Source organism: Rhizobium sp. CB3090 (assembly GCF_029714285.1).
In the GTDB taxonomy this organism is placed as follows: Bacteria; Pseudomonadota; Alphaproteobacteria; order Rhizobiales; family Rhizobiaceae; genus Rhizobium.
Genome location: NZ_CP121662.1, coordinates 1,396,855 through 1,410,630, shown reverse-complemented (window position 1 = coordinate 1,410,630; position 13,776 = coordinate 1,396,855). Strand labels below are relative to the sequence as shown.

Sequence of the window (13,776 nt, the reverse complement as noted above, 5' to 3'; positions counted from 1 at the left end):
CCGATTCCCCTGCCCTCTAAGATAGGCATGACGCGCTTCTGTTCGCCTCTTGGTTTGGTGCCACCGCAAAAATTCAGGGGTTTTGTGGCGGTATGGCGCCATGCTTATCGGGCAGCGCGTGCGAGCCCATGCGCCACAAGCCGGTCGATGGTTTCCGCATAGCTGACGCCGCTTGCCGCCATGGCTTTGGAATACATGCTGATATCGGTGAAGCCGGGAATCGTGTTGAGCTCGTTGATGAGAAACTGCATGTCCGCCGTCACGAAGAAATCGACGCGCGCCATGCCATCGCAGCCAACCGCCCGGAAGGCTTTGCCTGCCGTCTCGCGGATCCGGTGCTCGATCTCCTCGGGCAGCTCGGCCGGCACTTTCAAAGCGGCGCCATTCTCGTCGATATATTTTGCGTCGTAGCTATAGAAACCGTGGCTTTCCGCCGGCACGATTTCGCCCGGACGCGAAACGAAGAGATTGCCTGCCGTATCCTCGATCACACTGCATTCGATTTCGCGGCCGCGGATGAACTCTTCCGCAAGCAGCTTGCGGTCATGTTTGAAGCCTTCCCTGAGCGCGGCTTCGTACTCACCGGCCGTCGTAATCTTGCTGACGCCAACAGACGATCCCTGCCGCGCCGGCTTGACGAAGACCGGCAGCCCGAGCAGACGTTCGAGATCGGCGAACGGAGGCTGGCTGTCCTCGTCAATGGTGACCGAACGCGCCGTTGCCAGCCCCGCCTCCTTCAGCAGCCGCTTGGCGATGTCTTTGTCCAGAGCTGCGGCAGACCCTAGAATGCCGCAGCCGACAAGCGGCACCCGGGCAACTTCGGCGAGCCCTTGGGCCGAGCCATCCTCGCCATGTGGCCCATGCAGGACTGGAAACAGGATATCGATCTTTGGCATTTCGTAGGCGCTGTCGCCGGCCGGTACTGCGATCATCCGTCCGCGCCCACCGGGCACGAGGCACACCTCCGTCCCGCTCTCCGGAGTCGACAATTTGGCATCTTCGAAGGAGCTCAAAAGCCACTTTCCCTCGCGGGTGACGAAGACGGGCACCGCATCGTATTTGGCAGGCTGCAGAGCCCGCATCACGTTTGTCGCAGACAACACCGAGACGTCGTGCTCGGCGGAGCGCCCGCCAAAAAGCACGGCGATGCGCAGTTTCGAGGGTGCCGCGGCGTCTGTCATTAAGTGTTCTCCGGAATGGTTGGGTTGCGAGGGTCGGACGCTGATCGCAATGCCGCGGTTGGCGAAAATGCGATCGAGATGGAATGCCGCATCGTCATCAACGATGTTTCCGGCTGAAGTGCGGCAGAACCCGTTCCGACCCTCGCAATCCAAACCATTCCAAGGACAACCGAATATCAGCTCAATTACGCCATACCCGATAGGATGCGGGAACGGCGGAATGTTGCGTCATTCGCCGGCTATTTCCAGTTTCTACGGCGCCGAAGCTCGGCCTCCGACGGGTCCTGTGTGGCAAAGGAACCGGTCTTGATGTCGCCGGCGGGTTCGTAAGTTGCCATAATGACGCCGCTCGGAAAGGATTGAGAACGGATGAGTTTCAGCGCGACCGGGACGGTTCCGTCGGCGAAAAGCTTTTTGCCTTTGCCAAGCAGCAGAGGGAAGGTCAGCACGGTGTATTCGTCGATCAATCCGTACCGGAGCAGGGTCTGAATAAGATCGCTGCTCCCCTGGATCAGAAGATCCGGCCCCTCGCCTTTCTTAAGCTCCGTCAGCGCTGCCGTAACGTCAGGGCCGAGCGATCGGCTGTTGTTCCAGTCGAGCGAGGCATTGCCGCGGGTCGCAACATATTTGGTGACCCTGTTGAACAACACGGCGATACGGTCGTCTTGGTCGGCGTAGGGCCAGTAGGCGGCAAAAATATCGTATGTCTTGCGGCCAAGCAGCAGGTCGAATGGTTTGTCAAATATCTCGCCCAAAGCTGCGCCCGTCGCCTCATCGAAATAGTGGAAGGTCCAGCCGCCGAACTGGAAGCCGCCAGACGTATCCTCCTCCGGAGCGCCCGGGGCCTGCATGATGCCGTCAAGGCTGACGAATGTGGATGCGATGATCCTGCGCATGATGTCCTCCATGGGTTTCGGTTTGTCGATCCGAGGACGTTTCTCACTGGATGAAACCGACAGTCACTTGGGATTTTGTCTGAATCTTTTCATCGACAATCCCTGCCGCCGGTCTCGCTCGACCGATATCCTGCCGCAAATTCGTGATGCTGCGGCACAGCCGAACACCCTATCACCGAACACGCAATCTAACGCTCAGGTGGCACTTGTGACCAATTGACTCTTGAATGCCAGGCCGGAATCGGCGAAATTCGTCATACCAATGTTCCCCTTTGCGATCCGAACCCGATTTCGGGTCCGCCTCGTTCGAAAATGCCTGGATAAGAGCGTGAGCAGCGATTCATCAAGAAGCGCGGCGAAGCCATTGGCTTCGTTGGCGCATGTCAATGCGGCTGGCTGGGGTCGGGGTCTCTCCACCATCGTGCGGATCACGCATATGGCGCTGCGGCATCCCTGGCAAACCGGTTTGGCGATCGGCTCGACGTTTGTTGCGGCGACACTTCAGCTCTTGATCCCTCGCCTGCTCGGCCGTGCGGTAGACCAGACGCAAACGGTGGTTGCCGGCGGCGCGGCCGGGCAGCTCGCTGAAAATGCGCTGTTGACGACCGCCTTACTTCTGCTGGTCGTCAGCATCCTGCGCGGCCTTTTCACGATGGTGCAGAACTATTACAGCGAATCTGTCGGGCACCATATGGGCTATGAACTGCGGCTCGCCTGCTACGAAAAGATTCAGCAACTCTCCTTCAGCTTCCACGACAAAGTGCATTCCGGCGATCTCATCACTGTCGGCCTGCTGGATCTCGAAGGCGTGCGGATGTATTTTTCGACGGCGCTGGTACGCATGATACTGCTCACCATGCTGATCGGCGTTGGCGCCTATATGCTGCTGTCGACCGATGTCTTGCTCGGGCTTCTGGCATTGAGTTTCGTGCCTTTCGTCGCCTGGCGCTCCTCCGTGACACAGCTCAGATTGCGTGCGACCTGGCTCGACCTGCAGGAACGGCTATCGGTGCTGACCCGTGTAATGGAAGAGAATCTCGGCGGCATCCGCGTCGTGCGCGCCTTCGCGGCGCAAGCCCACGAACTGATGAAGTTCGATAGGGCGTCGCACAATGCGCTCACCCTCGCCCACAAACGCGTCGGTATCCGCGTCGCCAATACCAGCGCCATGAACTTCTCCTTTTTCGCTGCCATGGGCCTTGTGCTCTGGGTCGGCGGCAGCAAGGTGATTGCGGGCCAGATCAGCGTCGGCACCCTCGCCTCGTTCCTGACCTTCATGACCATTCTGCAGATGCCGGTGCGACAGCTCGGCCTGATGGTCAACGCATTTGCCCGTGCATCGACCTGCGGCTCGCGGCTGTTCGCCCTGCTCGACCTCGACATCGCCATCAAGGACGCGCCGGACGCCAAGCCGCTTGCCGTCACGGACGGCGTTCTGCGCTTCGAAAATGTCGGCTTCGCCTATCCCGGCCCGGAACAACGCCCCGTGCTCAGGCATATCAGCTTCGAGGCGCGGCGCGGCGAGACGATCGGCATCGTCGGCCCGCCCGGCAGCGGCAAATCCACCATTGCGCACCTGATTCCCCGCTTCTACGACATAACATCCGGCCGCATCACCATCGACGGCCAGGACATTCGCAAGGCGACGCTGCAGTCGCTACGCCAGTCGGTTGCCGTCGTGCAGCAGGATTCCTTCCTCTTCACCACCAGCATCGAAAACAACATCGCCTATGGCGATCCCTGGGCGAAGGAGCAGCGCATCGAGCGTGCCGCCGAATCCGCGCAACTGCACAACTACATTCTCGGCCTGCCGGCCGGCTATACCACCGTCGTCGGCGAACGCGGGGTTTCGCTTTCCGGCGGCCAGCGCCAGCGTTTGACGATCGCGCGCACGCTGATGCTGAAGCCGGCGGTTATGGTGTTCGACGACTCCACCGCTGCAATCGACGCCGCAACCGAGCAGCGCATCCGCAGCGCTATGAAGCGTTTTGCCCGCGACCGGGTGACCCTCATTGTCGCCCATCGGCTGAGCTCGCTGATGCATGCCGACCGGATCCTGTTTATCGAAGACGGCGAGATCGTCGAGCGCGGAACCCATGAGCAGCTTCTGGCCGTCGGGGGACGGTACAAGGCGCTGTATGACCTGCAGGTTCGCCCGGACGACGATGTCGCGAAAGAGTCTACCGACAGGGTCGCCGAGGCGAGAAGGGAGGCCTGACAAATGTCGGAAACCACTGAAACCGAGCGCAACGACGTGCGTGAGGACGGGCGGCGCCCTCCCCGCGCCGTGGTGGGCTCCCATCGCGTCGAGGAAGAGATCTTCGGCAAGGTCTTCGATGGCAAGATCATCCGTCGCATCTGGAGCTTCGTCAGCCCCTATCGCCGCCAGATCTACATCTCGGTCGGAGCCGTGCTTCTCTTCACCGGCTCGCAGATCGTCATCCCGCTCGTCATCCGTTATGCGATTGACCACGCGATGGTCGCTGGCGCTGTCAATTATTCGGCACTCTGGCTGGCGCTTGCGATCTTCGCGGCAGCTATTCTCGTCAACTACGGTGCCAGCTATGTGCAGGAGACCTTTGTCGGCGAAGTGGCGGAAGAAGTGCTCTTCGATATCCGCCGGGCGATGTTCGCGCATATTCAGCGGGTATCGCTCTCCTTCATGGACAAGACCGAGGTCGGGCGGCTGATGTCGCGCCTGCAGGGCGACGTCAACTCCATGCAGGAATTCCTTGAAACATCGGTGCTTTCCGTCGGCGATATTGCCCTGCTCTTCGGCATCATCGTCGTCATGCTATCGCTCGATTTCCGGCTTGGCCTGCTGACGCTGTCAGTCATGCCGATCCTCTTCATCGTCCGTCTTTTCTGGCTGCCGAAGGCGCGCGTCGCTTTCATGAACGCGCATGAGACAAACTCCGTCACCAGCGGCGCATTGGCAGAGGCGATCCACGGCGTACGCGCCGTTCAAGGCATGCATCGGCAGAGCGTCAATTTCGGTCTCTTCGACGACAAGGCCTATACCAATCTCAAGGCGCATCTGACAGCAGCGAGATACGCACAGATCATGGTGCCGATCGTCGACACGCTGACGGGCATGGCCATGGCCATCGTCATCATCGTAGGCGGTTCGATGGTGCTGAACCACAGGCTCGATGTCGGCGTCATGGTCGCCTTCCTGTTCTACATTCAGCGTTTCTTCGACCCTATCCGCTCACTCACCATGCAATATTCCGTCATGCAGCGCGCCATGGCCTCCGGCCAGCGACTGACGGACGTGCTTGACGTGCCGATCGACATCCAGGATGCGCCTGATGCCAGGGTGCTGTCGTCTGACATGGACGGCTCGGTCGAATTCCGCGATGTCGTCTTCGGCTATAATGCGAAGCATCCGGTGCTGAAGAATGTCAGCTTCAAGGTCAATCCCGGTGAGACCGTGGCGCTGATCGGGCCGACCGGCTCAGGCAAATCCAGCTCCATGGCCCTGATCCATCGTTTCTACGACGTACAGCAGGGCCAGGTGCTCGTCGGCGGCCATGATGTGCGCTCCCTCACCCAGGATTCGCTTGGCCGACAGATCGCCATGGTGCTGCAGGAGCCCTTCCTGTTCACGGGCACCGTGCTGGAGAACATTCGCTACAACAAGGCCGAGGCGACACGCGAGGAGATCATCGAAGCTGCAAAGGCGGTGGGCGCGCATGAGTTCATCATGCGACTTGCCGACGGCTACGATACCGTTCTCGGCGAGCGCGGCGGCGGCCTGTCGCTCGGCCAGCGCCAGCTCGTCAGCTTTGCCCGCGCCCTCATCGCCGATGCAAAAATACTCGTGCTCGACGAGGCAACTGCGAATATCGATAGTTACACCGAAATGCTGATCCAGAAGGCGCTCGTAAAGCTGCTCGAAGGCCGCACCGGACTTGTCATTGCTCACCGCCTCGCCACCATCCGCGAGGCTGATCGGATCATCGTGCTGCAGAACGGCCAGTTGATCGAGAGCGGCAACCACAATCAGCTCATGGCCAACGGCAAGCTCTATTCGAAGCTCTATAATCTCAACTACGCCTCCTTCGATGATATTCCCGAGGAGGAAGTGACCTCATCGGTGCCGGCGGAGTCGCATACGTAAGGCCGGAGTTACACAGTCCACCTCATGGATCGACGCCATCTTCACACTTTGGCTTGGTAACTTGCATGATGATAGTAACTCATGCTATCTGCCCTGCCCATGCAGAGAACAAGCTTCAGTACCTTCAAATGTCCCGCCGCCCGCGCGCTTGAAAGCGTTGGCGACTGGTGGAGCATTCTGATCCTGCGCGATGCGCTGCAGGGGCTGACGCGGTTCGATGAATTTCAGAAGAATCTCGGCGTTGCGCCGAATATCCTGACACGGCGGCTGAAACATCTGACCGACGAAGGTTTGTTCGAGCGCCGCCTCTACAATGAGCGGCCGCCGCGCTACGAATATGTGCTGACCGAAAAGGGTCGCGACTTCTTTCCCGTTCTCATGGCGCTATTTACCTGGGGCAACCGGCATTTGCCGCCCGAGGAAGTGGCAGTGCGTCTGGCCGATCCGGCGACGGGTGAGGATCGCGATCCGCTTCTCATCGACCGGGTGACCGGCCGCACTTTTCATCCCGAAGACACGATTCTGGTACCCGGACCGGCAGCCGATGAGGCTGTCCACGAACGGATTGCGCAGATGAAGGCATGGTTCCTGGGCTTCGACGCCTGATAAAGATAGGAGTACCCGACTATGGATCGAATCGTCGTGACAGGCATGGGCCTGGTTTCGCCATTGGGCGTCGGCGTTGACGCCGCCTGGAAGCGGCTGCTTGAAGGGCGCTCGGGTCTCAGGCTTCTGCCGGAGATGATGGTCGGCGATCTCGCCGCCAAGGTCGGTGGCGTCGTACCGAGCCTGGAAGAGGATAGCGAAGCCGGTTTCGATGTCGATCGCTACGTGCCGTTGAAAGACCAGAAGAAGATGGACCGCTTCATCCTCTTTGCCATGGCGGCCGCGGAAGAAGCAATCAAACAAGCCGGTTGGCAGCCGACCGATCCCGAAAAGCTGGAACGCACCGCCACGGTCATCGCGTCCGGCATCGGCGGCTTTCCGGCGATCGCCGATGCTGTCCGCACTGCCGAGACGCGCGGCGTACGGCGGCTGTCGCCCTTCACCGTCCCCTCCTTCCTCGTCAATCTGGCGGCCGGCCAGGTCAGCATCCGCTATGGCTATAAGGGGCCGCTCGGCGCGCCCGTGACGGCCTGCGCTGCCAGCGTTCAGGCGATCGGCGATGCGGCACGGCTCATCCGTGCCGGCGAAGCCGATGTGGCGATCTGCGGCGGCGCCGAGGCCTGCATCGACACGGTCAGCTTGGGCGGCTTTGCAGCGGCACGCGCACTCTCCACAGGCTTCAGCAATCGGCCGGAAGAAGCCTCCCGTCCCTTCGACGTCGGCCGCGACGGTTTCGTCATGGGCGAAGGCGCCGGCATGCTGGTGATCGAGACGCTGGACCACGCTCTCGCGCGCGGTGCCGTCCCCCTTGCCGAACTCGTCGGCTATGGCACAGCCGCCGATGCCTATCATATGACAGCCGGCCCGGAAGATGGCGACGGCGCACGCCGCGCGATGCTCGCGGCTCTTTCTCAAGCCCGCATTTCGCCCGGTGAAGTCCAGCATCTCAATGCGCATGCCACCTCGACGCCAGTCGGCGATCGCGGCGAGATGGAGGCGATCAAGACGGTGTTCGGCCGCAACGGCGGCATCGCAGTCAGCGGCACGAAGGCGGCGACGGGCCACCTGTTGGGTGCGGCCGGCGGCCTGGAAGCGGTCTTCACCATCATGGCGCTTCGCGACCAGATCGCGCCTCCAACCCGCAATCTGCAGGAGGCGGACGCGGCGGCTGAGGGCATCGATATAGTCGGCGCGACCGCCCGGCCGATGGCGATGGAATATGCCATTTCCAACGGCTTCGGTTTCGGCGGTGTGAATGCCAGTGCTTTGTTCCGCCGCTGGCAATAGTCGGGCTTTGCCTCGGCGACCATCAGACCATGGGGCGCTGACGCCGGCGCGCCCTTAGTCATCCCTTCTGCAGAGGCATAAAGCGCACTATGCTCTTCCGGATATTGCCGGAGATCGTCCATGCGCGCCTTATCTCTTGCGGCCGCCCTCTGCATCATCCTCGCCTTCGCGCCGGCTGCACGAGCGGAGGACCCGGTGCAGTCGGCACAAACGCTGATTCAGAAACAGATCGAGGCCTTCCTGCACGATGATGCGACTTCGGCCTATTCCTTCGCTGCGCCGGGCATCAAGGCGCTCTTTCCCGACAAGGACAGCTTCTTCGCCATGGTGAAGAGGAGCTATCAGCCAATCTACCATCCCGGTAACTATGCCTTCGGCAAGAGCCGCACCATCGACAACGGCGCTGTCGTCTATCAGGAAGTACTGATTACCGGCACTGACGGCAAGGACTGGACGGCGATCTACGAGATCACGCGTCAGCCGGATGGCAGCTACAAGATCAATGGCGTGCAGATCTTACCGAACACGACGAGCGAGGGAATTTAATCGGAATCCCCTGGCTTCGTTGTGGATGCTGTCTTTAGCCGCCCGCCTTGATGGAACTGACGGACTGAACCGCTCCATCAAACGCCGGTCGGGGTACTGGAACAGCTATAGTAGACGTTGGCGCTGTGCTGATGCTTGCAGTCGTCATCGGATCCAACGTTGGAATGGGAATCTGGTTCGCAGCTGGCAACACAATCGGAAATGGCGTTGTTGTGACCGTGTTCACAGGCACGTAGTTCATCGCGACTTCGTAGGCCGGGAGCGGCGCCGGCGTTTCAAGTGCTCCGTCCAGCCCACGTTTCTCATAAAAGGCGTTTCCGCCGGCCACGGCGACGTAGTGCATATTGCTATATGGGAACTTCAGACCTTCGGTGTGGAAGAACATCGCATCCTTGACGCCCGGATGGCGTTCTCCATTGAGAACCTCCGATGCCGCTTGGTCGAGTTCGGGTTCGGCCTGGTCGCTAACCACCCTCGTCATGACTCCTGGCGCAAATTGTCTTTTTTGCGCGACGACGCCGCAGATCGACGAGGAGTAGGCGCCGGAGGTCAGCCTGTTCATCACGACCGATCCCACTGCCAAATATCCATCATGGTCCGAGTGCTCCGACTCGAAATACATGGCTCGCTTCAAACAGTCGCGATCTTTTGCGGTGTAGTTGTAAGTTACCTTCGTCGCCCGAATGGACTTGGAAGAGTTTTTGCTGGCCGAGGGTGGTTTCGCCACCGTCGTGCAGCCCGTGGCCGCCAATCCGACAAACAATAGTCCGGAAAGACAGGTCCCCAATGCGCGTTGCGCCCTCAACGGCAGGTGCCTCCTATTTTATTAGTGAGCCCTTATCGATAAAGTGGGATGCTTTGTAGCTGACCTTCGAATGAATTTCAAACGTAAAGCACAAAAAATATGACAAATGGATCTTATCAGCGGCTGAAGGATCCCTGTCTGCCCTTTGTTGGCTTCGTTTCGTATGCACCACGTCCGGACATTGGCACTTTGCTTGAGAGCACCGTGTCCGAATCGTTTGCCGGCTTCGGTTGGCGCCGCAAATTGCCGACTGGCGAGGCTGTCGCCCGGTCCGAAATCGGTTTCTGTGAATGCCTCAGGAGGAAGCCGTGATGAGAAGAGAGTCGTTGTTTCGATATCGGAATCGAATCGCTCAGCGATCCAGTCTGAGCATCAGTCGGGTTTTCACGCCGCCTCCAGATCGCCCCTTGCCCAATTCTCCTGAGTCTCAGCCATGAAATCGGCGAAGCGCCCTTCGGCGATCGCCTGACGGATGCCCTGCATCAGTTCCTGGTAGTAGGCGAGATTGTGCCAGGAGAGCAGCATGCCGCCGAGCGCCTCGTTGGCACGGACGAGATGGTGCAGATAGGCGCGGGAATAGTCGCGCGAAGCAGGGCAAGTCGACTGGTCGTCGAGGGGGCGCATGTCCTCGGCATGGCGGGCATTGCGGATATTGACCTTGCCGCGGCGGGTAAACGCCAAGCCGTGGCGCCCCGAGCGGGTCGGCATCACGCAATCGAACATGTCGATGCCGCGGGCGACGGATTTCAGAATATCGTCCGGGGTGCCGACGCCCATCAGGTACCGTGGCTTATTGGTCGGCAGTTCAGGAAGGGTGATCTCGAGCATGCGCAGCATAACGTCCTGTGGCTCGCCGACGGCAAGGCCTCCGACCGCATAGCCCTTGAGGTCCATGCCGCTCAGCGCCTGCGCGGAACGGACGCGCAATTCCGGAACGTCGCCGCCCTGCACGATACCGAACATGGCTTTGCCGGGCTGATTGCCGAAAGCCACCTTGCAGCGTTCCGCCCAGCGCAGCGACATTTCCATGGCGCGCTCGATTTCCTTGGGCGTCGCCGGCAGCGCCACGCATTCGTCAAGCTGCATCTGGATGTCGGAGCCTAGCAAGCCCTGGATCTCGATCGAACGCTCCGGCGACATGTGATGCGTGCTACCATCGACATGCGACTTGAAGGTGACGCCCTTCTCATCGAGCTTGCGCAGGCCTGAGAGCGACATAACCTGGAAGCCGCCAGAGTCGGTCAGGATCGGATGTTGCCAGCGGATCAGCTCGTGCAGACCGCCGAGTCGGGCGACGCGCTCTGCGGTCGGGCGGAGCATCAGGTGATAGGTGTTGCCGAGAATGATGTCGGCGCCGGTTTCGCGCACCTGATCGAGATACATCGCCTTGACGGTACCGACCGTGCCGACCGGCATGAAGGCCGGCGTGCGGATCGTGCCGCGCGGCATGGAGACTTCGCCGAGACGGGCACCGCCATCGGTCTTCTTCAACTGGAATTGAAAGCTCTCGCTCATCTCGTCTTAGTCTTTCCGGTAGAGCAGGCTGCCATCGCCATAGGAATAGAAGCGATAGCCTGTCTCAATAGCATGGGCATAGGCCTCGCGCATGGTATCAAGGCCGGCGAAGGCCGATACCAGCATGAACAGCGTCGAACGCGGCAGATGGAAATTGGTCATCAAGAGATCGACCGCCTTGAAGCGATAACCGGGCGTGATGAAGATATCGGTCGCGCCCGACCAGGGCTCGATCGTCCCATCGTCGCTGGCGGCACTTTCGATCAACCGCAGCGAGGTCGTGCCAACGCAGATGATGCGGCCTCCCCGTGCCTTCACGGCGTTCAGCTTCACCGCGGTCGTCGCGTCGACATAGCCGATCTCGAAATGCATCTTGTGGTCTTCGGTGTCGTCGGCCTTGACCGGCAGAAAGGTGCCGGCGCCGACATGCAGCGTTACGAAGTGCCGCTCGACGCCCATGGCATCCAGCGCGGCAAACAGCGACGGCGTGAAATGCAGCCCCGCAGTCGGGGCAGCGACAGCACCCTCCTCGCGGGCGTAGATGGTCTGGTAGTCGGCACGGTCGCGCTCATCCTCGGGGCGCTTGGCAGCTATATAGGGCGGCAGCGGGATATGACCGACAGTGGCGATCGCCTCGTCCAGCGCCGGACCGGAAAGGTCGAAGCGCAGCGTGATCTCTCCACCCTCGCCCTTCTCTTCCACGACAGCGTCGAGAGCACCAAGGATGCAGACATTTTCGCCATGGCCGAATTGGATGCGATCGCCGATCTTGATACGCTTGCCCGGCTTCGCAAAGGCTTTCCAGCGGTTGGGCGCGGCGCGCATATGCAGCGTCGCCGACACTTGCTGGCCGTGCGCGCCATCGCGATGACGGATACCCTCCAACTGAGCCGGGATGACCTTGGTGTCATTGAAGACGACAGCGTCGCCCGGACGCAGGAAAGACGGAAGATCGCGGATGTGATGATCGCTCAAAGCCGCTTCGGCACCATTCGGATCGACGACGAGCAGGCGCGCGCTGTCGCGCGGCTCGGCGGGCCTCAGCGCAATGCGCTCATCCGGCAGGTCGAAATCGAAAAGGTCAACGCGCATTCTGGCAATCTCAGCAAAGCGAAACCCGCCCCCAACGCCAAAGCGCGAGAGGCGGGCTCAGGAATAATCACGATCAGACGTCGGCGGCAACCCGTGCGGATACGATCGAATCCGGATCACGCACCGGCTCGCCGCGCTTGATCTGATCGACGAATTCCATGCCGGAGATAACCTGACCCCAAACGGAGTACTGCTTGTTCAGCCACGGCGCATCGGCAAAGCAGATGAAGAACTGCGAGTTGGCCGAGTTCGGGTTCTGCGAGCGGGCCATCGAGCAGGTGCCGCGAATGTGCGACGTTGCGGAAAATTCAGCCTTCAGGTCCGGCTTGGAAGAACCGCCCATGCCGGCGCGGCCGGAATTGAAGCTCTCGCTGCCCTGCTTGCCGTACTGAACGTCGCCGGTCTGAGCCATGAAGCCGTCGATGACACGATGGAAAACGACGCCGTCATAGGCCTTCTCGCGGGCAAGTTCCTTGATGCGAGCAACATGCTCGGGCGCTACCTGCGGCAGCAACTGAATGACGACCTGACCCTTGGTGGTTTCCAGGATGAGGGTGTTTTCGGGATCCTTGATCTCAGCCATTTTCGTTTCCTCTTCTTTTTTCGAATCTTACTTCTTGCCGACCGTGACCTTGACCATGCGGTCGGGGTTGCTGACTTCGCCGTTCTGGCCTTCGCCGCGCTTGATCTTGTCGACCAGCTCCATACCGGAGACGACCTTGCCGACGACCGTGTACTGACCATTCAGGAAGTCGCCGTCGGCGAACATGATGAAGAACTGCGAGTTGGCGGAATTCGGATCCTGAGCACGCGCCATGCCGACCGTGCCGCGCTTGAACGGAACCTTGGAGAATTCGGCCGGAAGATTGGGCATATCGGAGCCGCCGGTACCGGCCTTCTGAGGATTGTAGCCCTTTGCCATGTTGCCGTATTGCACGTCGCCGGTCTGGGCCATGAAGCCGTCGATCACGCGATGGAAGGCGACATTGTCGTATGCACCCTTCTTTGCCAGCGCTTCGATCTGCGCGACATGCTTCGGAGCAACATCCGGCATCAACTGAACGACGACAGGGCCGTCCTTGAGCTGGATCGTCAGAAAATCATCGGCGGCGGCCGTAAAGGCGCTGCCTGCGAAGGCGGCAAGGCTGAGAAAACCTGCCAATGCGAGATGAAAGAGTTTCATGGGTGCTCCATTCGGAAGATGAATTTCGGCCAGTCTTTTATTGGACCGTATCTTTTAACTTGCCTGTCAGGGCTTCAAGAACCGCTGCAGGCACGAAAGCGCTGACATCGCCGCCCATGGACGCGATCTGCCGCACCAATGTGGCGGTTATAGGCCGCGATGCCGTGCCGGCCGGCAGAAACAGGGTCTGAATATCAGGCGCCATCTGGCGGTTCATGCCGGCCATCTGCATCTCATAGTCGAGATCGGTGCCATCACGCAGGCCACGTACCAGGAGGGTCGCACCATGCTTGCGTGCCGCATCGACCACCAGATTGTCGAAGGCAACGACGGCGATATCGCCGACTTTATGCGGCAGCGCCTCGGCAAGCGACCGGGTGATCAGTTCCGCCCGCTCCTCAAAGGAGAAAAGCGGTTTCTTGCCAGGATGGATGCCGATCGCGACGATGACCTTCGAGGCAACGTTCAGCGCCTGCACGAGAACATCCAGATGTCCATTGGTCATCGGATCGAAGGATCCGGGATAAAAGGCTGTCGTCATA

The 13,776-nt window shown here is 60.3% G+C and carries 14 protein-coding genes; 6 read left to right on the top strand and 8 right to left on the bottom strand.

Translation table 11 applies throughout. From position 1 onward, the window contains the following. Positions 1 to 104 precede the first annotated feature (104 nt). Together QA646_RS06870 and QA646_RS06865 are read right to left on the bottom strand one after the other, a co-directional pair. The gene (locus QA646_RS06870) at positions 105 to 1,181 is read right to left on the bottom strand and encodes a D-alanine--D-alanine ligase family protein (RefSeq protein ID WP_283058288.1); all 1,077 of its coding nucleotides are present in this window, start codon (positions 1,179 to 1,181) and stop codon (positions 105 to 107) included. A gap of 239 nt (positions 1,182 to 1,420) precedes the next feature. Further along, entirely contained in the window at positions 1,421 to 2,077 is a 657-nt protein-coding gene (locus QA646_RS06865; protein ID WP_283058287.1) for a dihydrofolate reductase family protein, read from the bottom strand. 10 nt (positions 2,078 to 2,087) lie between these two features. Between QA646_RS06865 and QA646_RS06860 the strand changes: the two genes are divergently transcribed. The 6 genes from QA646_RS06860 (at position 2,088) to QA646_RS06835 (ending at position 8,639) form a co-directional block, all read left to right on the top strand. Next, positions 2,088 to 2,297: a hypothetical protein gene (locus tag QA646_RS06860; RefSeq protein ID WP_283058286.1), complete on the top strand. Its 210-nt coding sequence runs from the start codon at positions 2,088 to 2,090 to the stop codon at positions 2,295 to 2,297. 108 nt (positions 2,298 to 2,405) lie between these two features. Further along, the gene (locus QA646_RS06855; protein WP_283058285.1) at positions 2,406 to 4,295 is read left to right on the top strand and encodes an ABC transporter ATP-binding protein; all 1,890 of its coding nucleotides are present in this window, start codon (positions 2,406 to 2,408) and stop codon (positions 4,293 to 4,295) included. Positions 4,296 to 4,298: 3 nt separating this feature from the next. Beyond that, complete coding sequence (locus QA646_RS06850; protein WP_283058284.1) at positions 4,299 to 6,200, top strand: ABC transporter ATP-binding protein; 1,902 nt, start codon at positions 4,299 to 4,301, stop codon at positions 6,198 to 6,200. 99 nt (positions 6,201 to 6,299) lie between these two features. Next, positions 6,300 to 6,806, top strand: coding sequence for a helix-turn-helix domain-containing protein (locus tag QA646_RS06845; RefSeq protein ID WP_283058990.1), 507 nt, complete (start codon positions 6,300 to 6,302; stop codon positions 6,804 to 6,806). A gap of 21 nt (positions 6,807 to 6,827) precedes the next feature. Next, positions 6,828 to 8,093, top strand: coding sequence for a beta-ketoacyl-ACP synthase II (fabF, locus tag QA646_RS06840; RefSeq protein WP_283058283.1), 1,266 nt, complete (start codon positions 6,828 to 6,830; stop codon positions 8,091 to 8,093). A 120-nt stretch (positions 8,094 to 8,213) separates the two neighbouring features. Continuing rightward, positions 8,214 to 8,639, top strand: coding sequence for a DUF4864 domain-containing protein (locus QA646_RS06835; protein WP_283058282.1), 426 nt, complete (start codon positions 8,214 to 8,216; stop codon positions 8,637 to 8,639). Positions 8,640 to 8,673: 34 nt separating this feature from the next. Here QA646_RS06835 and QA646_RS06830 read toward each other — a convergent pair whose 3' ends face one another. The 6 genes from QA646_RS06830 to coaD all read right to left on the bottom strand — a co-directional run bounded on the left by QA646_RS06830 (position 8,674) and on the right by coaD (position 13,775). After that, on the bottom strand, positions 8,674 to 9,444 hold the full coding sequence (locus QA646_RS06830) for a cell wall hydrolase (RefSeq protein ID WP_283058281.1): 771 nt from the start codon (positions 9,442 to 9,444) through the stop codon (positions 8,674 to 8,676). Between the two features lie 384 nt (positions 9,445 to 9,828). Next, positions 9,829 to 10,959: a tRNA guanosine(34) transglycosylase Tgt gene (gene tgt, locus QA646_RS06825; protein WP_283058280.1), complete on the bottom strand. Its 1,131-nt coding sequence runs from the start codon at positions 10,957 to 10,959 to the stop codon at positions 9,829 to 9,831. A 6-nt stretch (positions 10,960 to 10,965) separates the two neighbouring features. Further along, complete coding sequence (gene queA / locus QA646_RS06820; RefSeq protein WP_283058279.1) at positions 10,966 to 12,051, bottom strand: tRNA preQ1(34) S-adenosylmethionine ribosyltransferase-isomerase QueA; 1,086 nt, start codon at positions 12,049 to 12,051, stop codon at positions 10,966 to 10,968. Between the two features lie 73 nt (positions 12,052 to 12,124). Next, positions 12,125 to 12,634: a peptidylprolyl isomerase gene (locus QA646_RS06815; protein ID WP_283058278.1), complete on the bottom strand. Its 510-nt coding sequence runs from the start codon at positions 12,632 to 12,634 to the stop codon at positions 12,125 to 12,127. 27 nt (positions 12,635 to 12,661) lie between these two features. Further along, positions 12,662 to 13,234: a peptidylprolyl isomerase gene (locus tag QA646_RS06810; protein ID WP_283058277.1), complete on the bottom strand. Its 573-nt coding sequence runs from the start codon at positions 13,232 to 13,234 to the stop codon at positions 12,662 to 12,664. Between the two features lie 37 nt (positions 13,235 to 13,271). Beyond that, positions 13,272 to 13,775, bottom strand: a complete 504-nt coding sequence (gene coaD / locus QA646_RS06805; protein WP_283058276.1) for a pantetheine-phosphate adenylyltransferase — start codon at positions 13,773 to 13,775, stop codon at positions 13,272 to 13,274. Position 13,776 lies beyond the last annotated feature (1 nt).

Coding starts and splice junctions, on each gene's coding strand:
- queA (WP_283058279.1), bottom strand. CDS start 12,051: ATGCGCGTTGACCTTTTCGATTTCGACCTGCCGGATGAGCGCATTGCG.
- tgt (WP_283058280.1), bottom strand. CDS start 10,959: ATGAGCGAGAGCTTTCAATTCCAGTTGAAGAAGACCGATGGCGGTGCC.
- QA646_RS06815 (WP_283058278.1), bottom strand. CDS start 12,634: ATGGCTGAGATCAAGGATCCCGAAAACACCCTCATCCTGGAAACCACC.
- coaD (WP_283058276.1), bottom strand. CDS start 13,775: ATGACGACAGCCTTTTATCCCGGATCCTTCGATCCGATGACCAATGGA.
- QA646_RS06870 (WP_283058288.1), bottom strand. CDS start 1,181: ATGACAGACGCCGCGGCACCCTCGAAACTGCGCATCGCCGTGCTTTTT.
- QA646_RS06865 (WP_283058287.1), bottom strand. CDS start 2,077: ATGCGCAGGATCATCGCATCCACATTCGTCAGCCTTGACGGCATCATG.
- QA646_RS06860 (WP_283058286.1), top strand. CDS start 2,088: ATGGGTTTCGGTTTGTCGATCCGAGGACGTTTCTCACTGGATGAAACC.
- QA646_RS06850 (WP_283058284.1), top strand. CDS start 4,299: ATGTCGGAAACCACTGAAACCGAGCGCAACGACGTGCGTGAGGACGGG.
- QA646_RS06810 (WP_283058277.1), bottom strand. CDS start 13,234: ATGAAACTCTTTCATCTCGCATTGGCAGGTTTTCTCAGCCTTGCCGCC.
- fabF (WP_283058283.1), top strand. CDS start 6,828: ATGGATCGAATCGTCGTGACAGGCATGGGCCTGGTTTCGCCATTGGGC.
- QA646_RS06835 (WP_283058282.1), top strand. CDS start 8,214: ATGCGCGCCTTATCTCTTGCGGCCGCCCTCTGCATCATCCTCGCCTTC.
- QA646_RS06845 (WP_283058990.1), top strand. CDS start 6,300: ATGCAGAGAACAAGCTTCAGTACCTTCAAATGTCCCGCCGCCCGCGCG.